This is a genomic window from Streptomyces sp. NPDC091649, from assembly GCF_044756785.1.
Taxonomy (GTDB): domain Bacteria; phylum Actinomycetota; class Actinomycetes; order Streptomycetales; family Streptomycetaceae; genus Streptomyces.
The window spans coordinates 428,513-441,845 of the sequence record NZ_JBIVTR010000001.1; the positions used below are offsets into that span (position 1 = coordinate 428,513).

General features: G+C 72.5%; 11 protein-coding genes. All 11 read right to left on the reverse strand.

Features of this window, described 5'->3' with window-relative positions; genetic code table 11:
- Window positions 1-112: 112 nt before the first annotated feature.
- The 11 genes from glyA to ACIQMU_RS01890 all read right to left on the reverse strand — a co-directional run bounded on the left by glyA (window position 113) and on the right by ACIQMU_RS01890 (window position 13,165).
- Entirely contained in the window at window positions 113-1,414 is a 1,302-nt protein-coding gene (gene glyA / locus ACIQMU_RS01840) for a serine hydroxymethyltransferase (RefSeq protein WP_352238220.1), read from the reverse strand.
- 155 nt (window positions 1,415-1,569) lie between these two features.
- On the reverse strand, window positions 1,570-2,211 hold the full coding sequence (locus ACIQMU_RS01845; RefSeq protein ID WP_352238219.1) for a protein-tyrosine-phosphatase: 642 nt from the start codon (window positions 2,209-2,211) through the stop codon (window positions 1,570-1,572).
- The gene (locus ACIQMU_RS01850; protein ID WP_352238218.1) at window positions 2,208-2,855 is read right to left on the reverse strand and encodes an L-threonylcarbamoyladenylate synthase; all 648 of its coding nucleotides are present in this window, start codon (window positions 2,853-2,855) and stop codon (window positions 2,208-2,210) included. Before ACIQMU_RS01850 ends, ACIQMU_RS01845 begins: the two co-directional genes overlap by 4 nt.
- A 52-nt stretch (window positions 2,856-2,907) precedes the next feature.
- Window positions 2,908-3,753: a peptide chain release factor N(5)-glutamine methyltransferase gene (prmC, locus tag ACIQMU_RS01855; protein ID WP_352238217.1), complete on the reverse strand. Its 846-nt coding sequence runs from the start codon at window positions 3,751-3,753 to the stop codon at window positions 2,908-2,910.
- Window positions 3,754-3,799: 46 nt separating this feature from the next.
- The gene (gene prfA, locus ACIQMU_RS01860; RefSeq protein ID WP_352238216.1) at window positions 3,800-4,876 is read right to left on the reverse strand and encodes a peptide chain release factor 1; all 1,077 of its coding nucleotides are present in this window, start codon (window positions 4,874-4,876) and stop codon (window positions 3,800-3,802) included.
- Window positions 4,877-5,068: 192 nt separating this feature from the next.
- A complete protein-coding gene (gene rpmE, locus ACIQMU_RS01865; protein ID WP_015611364.1) occupies window positions 5,069-5,293 on the reverse strand; it encodes a 50S ribosomal protein L31 in 225 nt (74 codons plus the stop codon).
- A gap of 199 nt (window positions 5,294-5,492) precedes the next feature.
- Window positions 5,493-6,596 carry an LCP family protein gene (locus tag ACIQMU_RS01870; protein WP_352238215.1) on the reverse strand — a complete coding sequence of 368 codons (1,104 nt, stop codon included), beginning with the start codon at window positions 6,594-6,596 and terminating at the stop codon, window positions 5,493-5,495.
- Between the two features lie 427 nt (window positions 6,597-7,023).
- The gene (gene rho, locus ACIQMU_RS01875; RefSeq protein ID WP_352238214.1) at window positions 7,024-9,069 is read right to left on the reverse strand and encodes a transcription termination factor Rho; all 2,046 of its coding nucleotides are present in this window, start codon (window positions 9,067-9,069) and stop codon (window positions 7,024-7,026) included.
- A gap of 389 nt (window positions 9,070-9,458) precedes the next feature.
- On the reverse strand, window positions 9,459-10,376 hold the full coding sequence (thrB, locus tag ACIQMU_RS01880; RefSeq protein ID WP_402688047.1) for a homoserine kinase: 918 nt from the start codon (window positions 10,374-10,376) through the stop codon (window positions 9,459-9,461).
- Window positions 10,377-10,785: 409 nt separating this feature from the next.
- Complete coding sequence (gene thrC, locus ACIQMU_RS01885) at window positions 10,786-11,856, reverse strand: threonine synthase (protein WP_402688048.1); 1,071 nt, start codon at window positions 11,854-11,856, stop codon at window positions 10,786-10,788.
- Window positions 11,857-11,863: 7 nt separating this feature from the next.
- A complete protein-coding gene (locus ACIQMU_RS01890; RefSeq protein WP_352238211.1) occupies window positions 11,864-13,165 on the reverse strand; it encodes a homoserine dehydrogenase in 1,302 nt (433 codons plus the stop codon).
- Between the last annotated feature and the right edge of the window lie 168 nt (window positions 13,166-13,333).

Here is a 13,333-nt window from a genome sequence, read left to right on the forward strand (position 1 = left end):
CACAGGGTTCGTCTGCCCCGGATACGGCCGGGTCAGCCGCCCCGCGCACGGGGACGCGCGCCCGGACCCGGGGAGCTCCCGCCCCCGGAATCCCGCTGTCCCGGGGATTTTGCTACGGATACCGCGGAGTCCGCTCCCGCGGGTACGGCGGATTGCGCGCGGCCAGGTCCCGGACCTCCGCCGCGATCCGGCTCGCACCGCCCGGCTCCCGCACCGCCGCCCCGAACAGGGCCGCGATCCGGGCCATGTCCCCGTCGTCCATCCCCTGCGTGGTGACGGCCGCGGTGCCCAGGCGGATGCCCCGGGCGTTCCCGTACGGCAGTGCGCAGGTGTCCAGGACCAGGCCGGCCGCCGCCAGCCGCTCGCGGGCGGTGCGGCCGTCGACGCCGAGCGGGGCCGGGTCCGCGACGACGATGTGGGTGTCCGTGCCGCCCGTGGTCACCTCGAAGCCCTCCGCCTCCAGGCCGGCGGCGAGCACCCGGGCGTGGGCGACGACCTGGTGCGCGTAGCGCGTGTACGCGGGAGTGGCCGCCTCCCCGAACGCGACGGCCTTCGCCGCCACCGTGTGCATCTGCGCGCCGCCCTGGGTGAACGGGAACACCGCCCGGTCGATCCGCTCGGCCAGCTCCGCGCCGCACAGGATCACACCGCCGCGCGGCCCGCGCAGCACCTTGTGCGTGGTGGCGCAGACCACGTCGGCGTACGGGACCGGGTTCGGCGCCGCTCCCCCGGCGATCAGCCCCATCGGGTGGGCGGCGTCCACGATCAGATACGCCCCGGTCTCGTCGGCGATCTCCCGGAACAGGGCGTAGTCGGGGTGGCGGGGGTAGGAGATCGAGCCGCACACGATGGCCTTGGGGCGGCGGGCGCGGGCCAGGGCGCGGAGGCGGGGGTAGTCGATCAGCCCGGTCTCCGCGTCCACGCCGTAGCCGGCGAAGTCGAACCAGCGGCCGGAGAAGTTGCCCGGCGCCCCGTGGGTGAGGTGTCCGCCGTACGGGAGTCCCATCGCGAGCACCGTGTCGCCGGGGCGCAGGAGTGCGGCATAGGCCGCGAGGACGGCCGAGGAGCCGGAGTGCGGCTGGACGTTGGCGTGCTCGGCGCCGAAGAGGGCGGTGGCCCGGCGGACCGCGACACGCTCGGCGGCGTCCGCGTACTCACAGCCGCCGTGGTGGCGGGCGCCCGGGTACCCCTCGGCGTACTTGTTGGCGAGCGGGGAGCCGAGGGCCGCGAGGACCGCGGGCGACTGGAAGTTCTCGGCGGCGATCAGCTGGAGGGTCGACGCCTGCCGGTCCCCCTCCGCCAGCAGGACCCCGGCGACCTCCGGGTCCTGGCGGAGCAGCGCGCCGAAGTCCTGGGGCAGGGCGTCGGGCGCGGGCGGCACAGCTGCGGGTGCGGCGGGAGAGGTGACCGGCATGGGACGGCTCCGGGCCTGGAGGAGGGTGCGCCGGCGAGCGTGCCGGTGTCAGCTCCAATGTAGGCCGGGGCGAGGCGCTGTGCCCGCTGTCGCGGGGTCCCGTACCCCGGTCGGCGCACCGGCGCGAGGTGCGCGGGCCCGGCGGGTGCGCCCGGTCAGTGCGGGGCGCGTACGCCGGTGAGCGCGGTGACGACCGGGTCGAGCGCCTGATTGATCTCGTCGCCGATGGAGCGGAAGAAGGTGATGGGGGCGCCGTAGGGGTCGTAGACCTCGTCCGCCTCGGCGGTCGGGGCGAGCAGCCAGCCGCGCAGCGCCGCGGCGGCGCGCACCAGGGCGCGGGCGCGCTCGACGACGCCCTCGTCGAGCGCGTCGGGCAGGGTGGCCGGGTCTATGGCCCGCACCAGCCGGGTGAACTCCTTGAGCGTGAAGGTGCGCAGGCCCGCGGAGTGGCCCATGGAGATGACCTGGGCACGGTGGTCACGGGTGGCGGTGAGGACCAGGTCGGCGCGGATCACGTGCTCGTCCAGCAGCTCCCGGCCGACGAAACCGCTGGAGTCCGCGCCGAAGTCGGCGAGGACGACCTCGGCGTTGGCCTCCATGGGTGCGCCCTCGTGGCCCCAGGTGCCCGCGCTCTCCACGACGAGCCCGCCGCTGAGCGGATCGCCGAGGCGGTCCACCAGGGCGTGGCGGGTCAGCCGCTCGGTGATCGGCGAGCGGCAGACGTTGCCGGTGCTGACGTGGAGGATGCGGAAGGTGTCGGTCCGCCCCGCTATGCCACGCCCCTCGGGGGCGGTCAATTGGCCACCTCGAGGTCGGGGACCACCTTGCGCAGCTCCTCCGCGGAGAGGGCGCCGACGCGCAGCAGTACCGGGGTGGCGCCCGTGACGTCGACGATCGAGGACGGCACGATGCCGGGCGTCGGGCCGCCGTCGAGGTAGACCGAGACGGAGTCGCCGAGCATGCCCTGGGCGGCGTCGCAGTCCTCCGGCGCGGGGTGTCCGGTGAGGTTGGCGCTGGAGACGGCCATCGGACCGACCTCGGTCAGCAGCTCGATGGCGACCGGGTGCAGCGGCATCCGGATGGCTACGGTGCCCCGGGTGTCGCCGAGGTCCCACTGGAGGGAGGGCTGGTGCCGGGCGACGAGGGTGAGGGCGCCGGGCCAGAAGGCGTCGACGAGCTCCCACGCCTCCTCCGAGAAGTCGGTGACCAGGCCGTGCAGGGTGTTCGGCGATCCGATGAGGACGGGGGTGGGCATGTTGCGGCCCCGGCCCTTGGCGTCCAGCAGGTCCGCGACGGCCTCCGCGGTGAAGGCGTCCGCACCGATCCCGTACACGGTGTCGGTGGGCAGCACGACCAGTTCGCCCCGGCGGACGGCCGATGCGGCCTCGCGCAGGCCCGTGGTCCGGTCGGTGGCGTCGTTGCAGTCGTATCGCCGAGCCATCAGCCGGCCTCCTGGAGCGGGTACGGGTACGGGTGGTGGTGCCGGGGGCCGGTCACGGCATGGCCTTGCGGGCGGTGGCGAACCGGGGCCGGTTGTTCAGGTCGGGGTGGTCGGCGGCGTCCGCCCAGCCCCGCTCCTCGGTGAAGATCCAGGGGACCTGGCCGCCCTGGGTGTCGGCGTGCTCGATGACGACGAGGCCGCCGGGGCGCAGCAGGCGGTGGGCGGTGCGTTCGATGCCGCGGATGGTGTCGAGGCCGTCCTCGCCGGAGAACAGGGCCATCTGCGGGTCGTGGTCGCGGGCCTCCGGGGCGACGTACTCCCACTCGGTGAGCGGAATGTACGGCGGGTTGGAGATCACCAGGTCGACCTGGCCGTCGAGCTCGGGAAGGGCGCTCAGGGCGTCTCCCTTGTGCACGGTGACCCTGGACCCCTCGGCGTTCTTCCGCGTCCACCTGAGGGCGTCCTCGGACAGCTCCACGGCGTGCACCCGGGAGCGGGGGACCTCCTGGGCCATGGCGAGCGCGATGGCTCCCGAGCCGGTGCACAGGTCGACGACGACGGGCTCGACGACGTCCATCGCGCGCACGGCGTCTATCGCCCAGCCGACGACCGACTCGGTCTCCGGCCGGGGGACGAAGACCCCGGGTCCGACCTGGAGTTCCAGGTAGCGGAAGAAGGCGCGGCCGGTGATGTGCTGGAGGGGTTCGCGGGCCTCGCGGCGGGCGATCGTCTCCCAGTAGCGGGCGTCGAAATCCGTGTCGGGCACCGTGTGCAGCGCTCCCCGCTTCACCCCGTGGACGAAGGCCGCGAGTTCCTCGGCGTCGAAACGCGGTGAGGGGACACCGGCGTCGGCCAGCCGCTGGGTGGCCTGGGCCACCTCGGCGAGCAGCAGGTTCATCGCGGTTCTCCGTACGGGTTACGGGCGTGCGGGGCGGGCGGGTCGCTTACGCGTTGGCGAGCTTGGCGGCGGAGTCGGCGTCGACGCATGCCTGGATGACGGCGTCGAGCTCTCCGTCGAGCACCTGGTCCAAGTTGTACGCCTTGAAGCCGACGCGGTGGTCCGAGATGCGGTTTTCCGGGAAGTTGTACGTCCGGATCTTCTCGGAGCGGTCGACGGTGCGGACCTGGCTGCGGCGGACGTCGGAGGCTTCCTGCTCGGCGGCTTCCTGGGCGGCGGCCAGCAGCCGGGAGCGCAGGATGCGCATGGCCTGCTCCTTGTTCTGGAGCTGGCTCTTCTCGTTCTGGCAGGAGGCCACGACGCCGGTCGGCAGGTGCGTGATGCGGACGGCGGAGTCGGTGGTGTTGACGGACTGCCCACCGGGTCCCGAGGAGCGGTAGACGTCGATGCGCAGGTCGTTGGCGTGGATCTCGACGTCGACCTCCTCGGCCTCGGGGGTGACGAGCACGCCCGCCGCGGAGGTGTGGATGCGGCCCTGGGACTCGGTCGAGGGCACGCGCTGCACGCGGTGCACACCGCCCTCGTACTTCATCCGGGCCCAGACGCCCTGGCCGGGCTCGGTGGCGCCGTTGCCGCCCTTGGTCTTCACGGCGACCTGGACGTCCTTGTAGCCGCCGAGTTCGGACTCGGTGGAGTCGATGATCTCGGTCTTCCAGCCGATGCGCTCGGCGTAGCGCAGGTACATGCGCAGCAGGTCGCCCGCGAACAGGGCCGACTCGTCGCCGCCGGCGCCCGCCTTGATCTCCAGGAGCACGTCCTTGTCGTCGCTGGGGTCGCGCGGGACGAGGAGGAGGCGGAGCTTGTCGGTGAGCTCGTCGCGCTGCTTCTCCAGGTCCTTGACCTCGGCGGCGAAGTCGGGGTCGTCCGCCGCGTACTCGCGGGCGGTCTCGATGTCCTCGCCGGTCTGCTTCCAGGTCCGGTACGTGGAGACGATCGGGGTCAGCTCCGCGTAGCGCTTGTTCAGCTTGCGCGCGTTGGCCTGGTCGGTGTGGACCGACGGGTCGGCGAGCTTCTTCTCAAGACCGGTGTGTTCACCGATCAGTTCCTCGACCGCCTCGAACATTCGGGGGCTCCTGGTTGGTTTACGTCTGCGGGCCTGCTGGAGGGCGTACTGCCGGGTGGGGTGGCCCAGAGGGCTTTCCCGGGCCGGGGAGACTCCTCGGTCCGGGAGGGCTCCCCCGGGGCACCCGACCGGAAAAACGCCGGCTCCGACGCCCCCGGGGAAGAGGGCGCCGAGAACCGGCGCAGTGGCTCGCTACTTGCTGGCGGAGCCGGCAGCCTTGCCGAAGCGGGCCTCGAAGCGGGCCACGCGGCCGCCGGTGTCGAGGATCTTCTGCTTGCCCGTGTAGAACGGGTGGCACTCGGAGCAGACGTCGGCGCGGATGGCGCCGCTGTCGATGGTGCTCCGGGTGGTGAACGAGGCACCGCAGGTGCAGCTGACCTGCGTCTCGACGTACTCGGGGTGAATGTCGCGCTTCAAGGTGTCTCCTAGTTTCGGGAGGGCTCCGGGTCGTCCGCGCGGATTGCGCGGCCGTGAACCGGGGCCGACGTACCAGTCTGCCAGGACCGGCCGTATCTCCCAAAACCGGGGGCGTAGCGCAGGTATTCCCCGCCGGGTGTTCGCCGGCGCCTCGCGCACGGAGTGTGACGGCGTGCGCGGTCCGTGCGCCGGCGGGTGGCTACTCGACGACGTCGGCGGCGTCGCCCTTGTCGCCGGCCGACTCCTCGGTGGCGGACGCGGGGATCGGCCGGTCGGCCTTGAGCGCGGCCCAGACCTGCCGGCCGGCCTTCTCCTGCGGCAGGACCCGGTTCGGGTCGGCCGGGTCGTACTCCACGGGCAGCGTCACCATGTGCACGTTCTTCGCGTCCAGCCCCTTGAGGCCGCCCGCGAAACCGGTGAGCTTCTTGACGGAGCCGAGCCCCGAGTCGGTGGTGACGGCCTTGGTGGCGGCGTCCGCGAGGCCGAACAGCTTCTTGGGGCTGGAGAACACGCCGACGCTCTTCGCCTGCTCCATCAGCGCCTTGATGAACGCCTGCTGGAGCTGGATGCGCCCCAGGTCGCTGCCGTCGCCGACGCTCTTGCGGGTACGGACGAGGCCGAGGGACTCCTCGCCGTTCAGGGTGTGGGTGCCCGGCTCCAGGTCCAGATGGCTCTTGGCGTCGTCGATGGCGGTCCTCGTGGTGATCTCGACGCCGCCGAGCTCGTCGATCAGCTTCTTGAAGCCGGTGAAGTCGACCTCCAGGTAGTGGTCCATGCGGATGCCGGACATCGACTCGACGGTCTTCACCGCGCAGGCGGGCCCGCCGACCTCGTAGGCGGTGTTGAACATGGCCCGGTGCTCGGCGCCGACGGGTTCGCCCGTCGTGTCACTGGCGCAGGCGGGACGCTCTATCAGGGTGTCGCGGGGTATCGAGACGACGCTCGCGGACTTGTGGCCCTTGTCGACGTGCACGACCATCGCCGTGTCGGAGCGGGCCGCGCCCTCGTCCTCGCCGTACTCCCCGTTGTCGCCGGAGCGCGAGTCGGAGCCCAGCACCAGGATGTCCTGCGAGCCGTCGTCGACGTCGTCGGGGCGGTCGGCGCCCAGCCGGGCGTCGATGTCGATGCTGGAGAGGTTGCCGTCGAGCGCCAGATAGGCGTAGCCGAGTCCGGCCCCGCCGACGACCACGACACCCGCCGCCGTCCAGGCCGCGACGGCCTTGGCGCGGCGCCGGCGCGACGGCTTCCTCCGCCGGCTGCCGGTACCGCGTATGCGGCCCGTGCTCCTGCTCTGCTCGCTCACGCGTCTCCTCGTCGCTCCTGTTGCCCGTCCGGCCCCCTGCCGTGGTCCTCCACGCGCGGTCGGCCTCTCCCGGGGGGGGACGGCCGAAGCAGCAAGAAGGGTTGCATACGCGTCTGTGGCCCCCGCCGGACGACGGGGGCCGCGGACGGTTCGGGCGAACGGGCCCGGAGACCGCTTTCACCTGGGGTTTCGTGCGCGGTGCCGGGAGTCGGCGGACAGCTCGGGCGCCGGTGCCGTGTGGTCAAGGTCTCGGGTTCGGGCGGGCCGGCCTTCCGGCCGGAAGGGTGGGCCCCGGCCGGGGCGGGGAGCGCCGGCGGCGGGAGACGTCCGGGCACCGCCCCCGGGAACGGGCTCCGCCCCCTCACCGGAGTGCCGGAGCGAGGGGGCGGAGTCCTTGGGGACCGGACGGGTGCCGGTGCGCGGTCGGTCAGTCGTTGCCGTTTCCGCTGCCCGGTGTCGTCTTCTGGATCTGGAGCAGGAACTCCGCGTTGGACTGGGTCTTCTTCATCCTGTCCAGGAGAAGCTCGATGGCCTGCTGCTGGTCGAGCGCGTGCAGCACCCGGCGCAGCTTCCAGACGACCGCCAGCTCGTCGGTGCCGAGCAGGATCTCTTCCTTGCGGGTGGAGGACGCGTCGACGTCCACCGCCGGGAAGATGCGCTTGTCCGAGAGCTTCCGGTCGAGCTTGAGCTCCATGTTGCCGGTGCCCTTGAACTCCTCGAAGATCACCTCGTCCATGCGCGAGCCGGTCTCGACGAGCGCGGTGGCCAGGATGGTCAGCGAGCCGCCGTCCTCGATGTTGCGCGCGGCGCCGAAGAAGCGCTTCGGCGGGTAGAGCGCGGTCGAGTCGACACCACCGGACAGGATGCGGCCTGAGGCGGGCGCCGCGAGGTTGTACGCACGGCCCAGACGGGTGATCGAGTCGAGCAGCACGACCACGTCGTGACCCAGCTCGACGAGGCGCTTGGCGCGCTCGATGGCCAGCTCGGCGACCGTGGTGTGGTCCTCGGCGGGACGGTCGAAGGTCGAGGAGATGACCTCGCCCTTCACCGACCGCTGCATGTCGGTGACCTCTTCCGGACGCTCGTCGACCAGGACGACCATCAGGTGGCACTCGGGGCTGTTGACCGTGATCGCGTTGGCGATGGCCTGCAGGATCATGGTCTTGCCGGTCTTCGGCGGAGCCACGATGAGCCCGCGCTGGCCCTTGCCGATCGGGGCCACCAGGTCGACGATCCGCGTCGTCAGGATGTTGGAGTCCGTCTCCAGACGGAGCCGGTCCTGCGGGTAGAGCGGGGTCAGCTTCTGGAACTCGGGGCGGCCCCGGCCGGACTCGGGGGCCATGCCGTTGACCGAGTCGAGGCGGACCAGCGCGTTGAACTTCTCGCGCCGCTCGCCGTCCTTGGGCTGACGCACCGCGCCGGTGACGTGGTCGCCCTTGCGCAGGCCGTTCTTGCGGACCTGGGCGAGCGAGACGTACACGTCGTTCGGGCCCGGCAGGTAGCCGGAGGTCCGGATGAACGCGTAGTTGTCGAGGATGTCCAGGATGCCCGCGACGGGGATGAGGACGTCGTCGTCGGCCACCTGCACATCGCTGGCGAAGTCGTCGCGCCCGCGACGGCCCCGGCGGTCGCGGTAGCGTCCGCGACGGCCGCGACGGCCGCCCGCCTCGTCGTCGAAGTCGTCCTGCGGACCGTTGTCGCGGTTCTGCTGGCCCTGACCCTGGCCCTGGCGCTGCGGGCGCTGCCCGCCGCCGCCCTGCTGGCCCTGGTCGTCGCCCTTGCCGCGGCGGTCGCGCTGACGCTCGCGGCGCTCACTGCGGTCGCCGCGCTCACCGCGGTCGCGACGGTCACCGCGACGGCCCTCGGCCGTGTCGGCGGCGGCCTCGGCCCTGGCGTCGCCCTTCGGCTCGCCCCGCTCCTCGGTCTTCTGCTCCGCCTGGGGCTCCGCCTTGGCCTTGACCTCGGACTTCGCCTCGGTCTTGGTGTCGGGGCTGCCCGCCTGCGCGGTCGCTCGGCGGCGCCGACGCTCGCCCGCGGGCTGGTCGTCGCTGGCCGGCTGGCCGGGGATGTCGATCTGCTGCTGGGCGGTCTGCTGCTGGGCCGTGTCCTTCTCGGCGGCGGCAGCGGCGGCCTCGTCCCCGGTGCGCGCCTTGGAGGTCGCGCGGCGCTTCGGCTTGCTCTCCGCCTCGGCGGGGGCCTCTGCGGACTTGGAGGAGGTCTTGGGGGCGGCGGATCCGCCACCCGCCTGCGCCTCCTTGATGACCTCGATCAGCTGGCTCTTGCGCATCCGCGCGGTGCCCCTGATGCCGAGGCCGGACGCGACCTGCTGCAGCTCGGCCAGGACCATGCCCTCGAGGCCGGTGCCGGAGCGGCGGCGCCGTGCGGTGGTGCCAGTGGCAGCACCTTCGGCGGGCGCGGCGCTGTCGACGTTCTTGTCGGCAGTCACGCCCATCAGATCGGTGGTGTCGCTCACGAAGGGTCCTTCCCTGGAGCGGACGTCGGCCTTCTGGCTCGGCGACCGGTTGTGCTGTCCGACTGCGGTCTTTCGATCTTGCTGGATCGCGGACCTTGCCGGGGCGGTGGTCCGCCGGGTACGGCGGAGAGATGAACGTGCGGGGTCCGGCGCGAAATCCCCCTGCTCGGCCCACTCCTGGACCAGCGAGGGGTGTCGTGCCGGTTCCGGAGCGTGCTCGAAACTGCTCAGGCAGGCTGCTCAGGCAGTTGGGGAGGCTCCCGGAAGAATGGCGGTCCCGGAAAGGGACACGAAGCAACGCGCCTCAAAGACGTCGGTTGCAGACTTGAGATTAACACTACCGGCTCCAACACATATTCCCCCTCTCGCTCACCGGTAATCACCTGCGCCTATGCGGCCAGCGGCAGCACACTCGCACCCGTCGCGTCGAGGGCCAGCCGGTTCGCCGCCCAGTCCTCCCCCGCCAGTCGGGCGACCTTGTCGGCCGAGCCCTCCTCCGTCAGCGCCAGGACCGTGGGTCCCGCGCCGGAGATGACCGCGGGCACGCCGTCGGCGCGCAGGCGGTTGACCAGCTCCACGCTCTCGGGCATGGCCGGGCCCCGGTATTCCTGGTGGATCCGGTCCTCGGTCGCGGCGAGCAGCAGCTCGGGCCGACGGGTCAGGGCCTCGACGAGCAGGGCCGCCCGGCCGGCGTTGAGGGCCGCGTCGACGTGCGGGACGGTGCGCGGGAGCAGGCCGCGCGCCGTCTCGGTGAGCACCGGGCGCCCGGGTACGAAGACCACCGGGACGACGGAGGCGGCGGGGTCCATCCTGATCGCCCTGGCCGCACCGCCGTCCATCCAGGCGAGCGTGAATCCGCCGAGCAGACAGGCCGCGACGTTGTCGGGGTGCCCCTCGATCTCGGTCGCCAGCTCCAGCAGGGCCGCGTCGTCGAGGCGGGCGTCGCCGCCGGTCGTCACCGCGCGGGCGGCGACGATCCCGGCGCAGATGGCGGCGGACGAGGAGCCGAGGCCCCGGCCGTGCGGGATGCGGTTGGCGCAGACGATCTCCAGCCCGCGGGGCTGGCCGCCGAGCAGGTCGAACGCGGTGCGCAGGGAGCGCACGAGCAGGTGGCTCTCGTCGCGGGGCAGCGTCTCGCTGCCCTCACCTGCGATGTCGATGTGCAGCCCGGAGTCGGCGACCCGGACGACGACGTCGTCGTACAGCCCCAGCGAGAGGCCCAGGGAGTCGAAACCCGGACCCAGATTCGCGCTGGTTGCGGGGACGCGCACCCTGACGGCGGCGGCTCGGAACGCGGGACCGGCCATCGGTCGGACCACTCCTTGTAAGGCGGCGGGGATGCAGTGCGGGTGGCTCTGCGGCGGCGGGGCGTTGACGGCGGGGACGGGGGCGGGTGCGAACGGCGGAGGTCGTTGCGGTGGGGTCGCGGCTGTGCGGAGGGCTCCGAGACGGTGCGGGAATCCGGCGGCCGGCCCGACGGCCACGACGGGGACCGTCGGCGTGGCGGTCCGGCGGGCGGATGCCGGGCGGATGGGGTACAGCTTATCGAAGGAAGGTTCTGTGGCGACATAGGGCGCACAGGAGGCGCACGATGCGTGTCGCCCGCCTCGCATGCGCTCTCCGCCCCGGAAAGGGGCCGGTTGAGCGGGTTGTCGCGGTTGCCCGGGTCGGCCGCGTCGTCTGCTGCGGCCGACCCGGGGCCGGCCCGGGGCCGGGTCAGACGAGGCCGAGCTTCTCGGCGGCGGTGGCCGCGTCGACCGGGACCGTGACCGGCTGCGGCGCGCCCGCGACGGCCCAGTCGGGGTCCTTGAGGCCGTTCCCGGTGACGGTGCAGACGATGCGCTGGCCGGGGTCGACCCTGCCCTCCTCGGCGGCCTTGAGCAGGCCGGCGACGGACGCGGCCGACGCGGGCTCCACGAAGACGCCCTCCTGCGAGGCCAACAGCCGGTACGCGGAGAGGATCTGCCGGTCCGTCACCTCGTCGATGAAGCCGCCCGACTCGTCGCGTGCGGCGAGCGCGTAGACCCAGGAGGCCGGGTTGCCGATGCGGATCGCGGTGGCGATGGTGGACGGGTCCTTGACGACCTCGCCGCGCACGATGGGCGCGGAGCCGGACGCCTGGAATCCCCACATGCGCGGGGAGCGGGTCGAGACCCCGTCACCGGCGTACTCGGTGTACCCCTTCCAGTACGCGGTGATGTTGCCCGCGTTGCCGACCGGCAGGACGTGGATGTCGGGGGCGTCGCCGAGCGCGTCGACGATCTCGAACGCGGCGGTCTTCTGGCCCTCGATACGGACCGGATTGACCGAATTGACCAGCGCCACCGGGTAGTTGTCCGAGAGCGAGCGGGCCAAAGTCAGGCAGTCGTCGAAGTTGCCCTCGACCTGGAGGATCTTGGCGCCGTGCACGAGCGCCTGGCCCATCTTGCCGAGGGCGATCTTGCCCTGCGGCACGAGGACGGCGCAGACCATCCCGGCGCGCACCGCGTACGCCGCGGCGGAGGCCGAGGTGTTGCCGGTGGAGGCGCAGATGACGGCCTTCGCCCCCTCCTCCTTGGCCCGGGTGATGGCCATGGTCATGCCGCGGTCCTTGAACGAACCGGTGGGGTTGGCGCCCTCGACCTTGAGGTGTACCTCGCAGCCCGTGCGCTCGGAGAGGACCTGCGCCGGAACGAGCGGCGTACCGCCCTCACGAAGGGTGACGACCGGCGTCGTGGCCGTGACCGGAAGGCGGTCCCGGTACTCCTCGATGATGCCGCGCCACTGGTGGGTGCCCTTGCTGGTCATGGGTCCTTTACTCCCCTTCAACACGCATGATGCTGGCGACACCGCGCACGGTGTCGAGCTTGCGCAGCGCTTCGACGGTCCCGGAGAGGGCGGCGTCGGGCGCGCGGTGGGTGACGACGACGAGGGACGCCTCGCCGCCTCCGTCCGGACGCCCTTGCTGGCGTACCGTATCGATGGAAACGCCCTGCTCGGCGAAGATCGTCGCGACCTGGGCGAGAACGCCCGGCTTGTCGGCCACGTCGAGGCTGATGTGGTACCGCGTGACGACCTCGCCCATGGGGCTGACCGGCAGGCGGGTGTAGGCGGACTCACCGGGACCGGTGGCCTCGCCCAGTTTGTTGCGGCAGACCGCGACGAGGTCGCCGAGGACCGCGGAGGCGGTCGGCGAGCCGCCGGCCCCGGGCCCGTAGAACATGAGCTGCCCGGCCGCGTCGGCCTCGATGAAGACCGCGTTGTACGCCTCGCGGACCGAGGCCAGCGGGTGGCTGAGCGGGATCATCGCGGGGTGCACGCGGGCGGTGACGGACTGCCCGTCGGCGGCGCGCTCGCAGATCGCCAGCAGCTTGACCGTGCAGCCCATCCGGCGGGCGGAGGCGATGTCGGCGGCGGTGACCTCCGTGATGCCCTCGCGGTGCACGTCCCCGATCCGGACCCGGGTGTGGAAGGCGATGCCGGCGAGGATCGCGGCCTTCGCGGCGGCGTCGAAGCCCTCGACGTCGGCGGTCGGGTCGGCCTCGGCGTACCCGAGGGCGGTGGCCTCGTCGAGCGCCTCGGAGTAGCCGGCGCCGCTGGTGTCCATCTTGTCGAGGATGAAGTTGGTCGTGCCGTTGACGATGCCGAGCACCCGGTTGACCTTGTCGCCGGCGAGCGACTCGCGCAGCGGCCGTACGAGGGGGATGGCTCCGGCGACGGCGGCCTCGTAGTAGAGGTCGCGGCCGTACTTCTCGGCGGCGGAGTGCAGGGCGGCGCCGTCCTCGGCCAGCAGCGCCTTGTTGGCGGAGACGACGCTCGCGCCGTGCTCGAAGGCGGTGGTGATGAGCGCGCGGGCCGGTTCGATGCCCCCGATGACCTCGATGACGACGTCGATGTCGCCCCGCCGCACGAGCGCGGTCGCGTCGGTGGTGATCAGTGCGGGGTCGATGCCCTCCCGCACCTTCGAGGGCCGGCGGACGGCCACCCCGGCGAGCTCCACGGGCGCGCCGATGCGCGCCGCGAGGTCGTCGGCGTGCGTCGTCATGATGCGCGCCACCTCTGAGCCGACCACTCCACAGCCCAGCAGCGCCACCTTCAGCGGACGCGTACGCATCATCCGACCTCGTTTCTCATACCTGGGCCCTCCGGCGATCGGGGAGCGGCGTCGCGGGACTGGGTGCGCACATCTGCGGCGTTGTCGTCAATCACCATGGCTCCGCCATGCCTCGATCCTCCGCCTTGCAGCCGCACGCACCCAGTCCCGCTCCTTCTCCCGCCCTCCCGA

Bases quoted from the DNA above. Each gene is read 5' to 3' on its own strand.
- thrC (WP_402688048.1), bottom strand. From the start codon at position 11,856: ATGACCAGCAAGGGCACCCACCAGTGGCGCGGCATCATCGAGGAGTAC.
- thrB (WP_402688047.1), bottom strand. From the start codon at position 10,376: ATGGCCGGTCCCGCGTTCCGAGCCGCCGCCGTCAGGGTGCGCGTCCCC.
- ACIQMU_RS01850 (WP_352238218.1), bottom strand. From the start codon at position 2,855: ATGGCTCGGCGATACGACTGCAACGACGCCACCGACCGGACCACGGGC.
- ACIQMU_RS01890 (WP_352238211.1), bottom strand. From the start codon at position 13,165: ATGATGCGTACGCGTCCGCTGAAGGTGGCGCTGCTGGGCTGTGGAGTG.
- prfA (WP_352238216.1), bottom strand. From the start codon at position 4,876: ATGTTCGAGGCGGTCGAGGAACTGATCGGTGAACACACCGGTCTTGAG.
- glyA (WP_352238220.1), bottom strand. From the start codon at position 1,414: ATGCCGGTCACCTCTCCCGCCGCACCCGCAGCTGTGCCGCCCGCGCCC.
- prmC (WP_352238217.1), bottom strand. From the start codon at position 3,753: ATGAACCTGCTGCTCGCCGAGGTGGCCCAGGCCACCCAGCGGCTGGCC.